The organism is Wolbachia endosymbiont of Drosophila nikananu, assembly GCF_028981865.1.
GTDB classification, from domain to species: domain Bacteria; phylum Pseudomonadota; class Alphaproteobacteria; order Rickettsiales; family Anaplasmataceae; genus Wolbachia; species Wolbachia pipientis_B.
In genome coordinates this window covers 1-944 of the sequence record NZ_JAPQLL010000075.1, presented here as the reverse complement: position 1 = coordinate 944, position 944 = coordinate 1, and the positions used below count along the sequence as shown (strand labels likewise).

Here is a 944-nt window from a genome sequence, read left to right as displayed (position 1 = left end):
AGAAACTCCACTGTATTGGGTTTCACACGAACAAGCTTTTACGACAGTATTTTCTATAGTTAATTAAGAAAAGTTTAGGAATAGAATATGAGCTTATGGATCCATTAAGTTCCACCCTCAAAGCAAGCTTTTTCTAGAGCAAGATATAAATACAGGTTTTAAAGAATTTAAGCATCCAAACAGCCTATCAAGATGAGCCTGAGTTGGAGAGGCTATAGGCTTATTGCAGCAGATGGTTCTGGTACCGAGCTCTGAAGAAATTGTATCCGAGTTTGAACCAAATGGAACAACAGGCACCATTAGCAATTTGTTTGTTGATTTCGCTGATTTGCAGTGCTCGCCTTGCGGCTTGGAATGTGGGTGAGCAAACGTTAGCAGAAGCCTGAAGTCGTTACTCAGATGCGTTCATTAAATCAAATTATTTATCTACGACCGTCTTCATTAAAATTCATTCAGCAGCATTATGAATTGAAAGTAGACTTTATTTTTCGCTTGCAAAAAAGAAATTATAGCAAGCTATGGAAACGCTGATGAATTAGATTTTGATTTTATACTAGAAAATAAAAAGCTAGAAAATAAAATGAAAGGACAAAAAGTCAGGGCTTACATTAGCCAATGGAGAAACAGAAGTGCTCACTTTTTGACCGAGACTTTGGAAGATATCAGCAAAGCTTATATATTAAGGTGGCACATAGAGGAAACGACTCAAAATAGGTGCAGAATTAGAGAATTTTTCTGGAGTAAATTTAGAGGCTGTATTACAAGAATTTTGGGCGAACTTAGTTATGTGCAATATATTGTCGCTTCATATCACAAGGGCCTTGGAACCCAGATCAAATCGCTGAGAAATTTTTCAGTTTTATTTTGACCTTACCCAGAAAAAGTAGAGAGGAAGTTAAGACGTTTTTGAAGTAAAATAGAACGTTTTTTCAAAGAGGTGTAAT

The 944-nt window shown here is 36.0% G+C and carries 1 pseudogene; it reads left to right on the top strand.

Features of this window, described 5'->3' with window-relative positions:
* Positions 1-59 precede the first annotated feature (59 nt).
* Positions 60-861 (top strand): annotated as a pseudogene (locus tag OZD67_RS06075) (transposase); the annotation flags it as partial.
* Positions 862-944 lie beyond the last annotated feature (83 nt).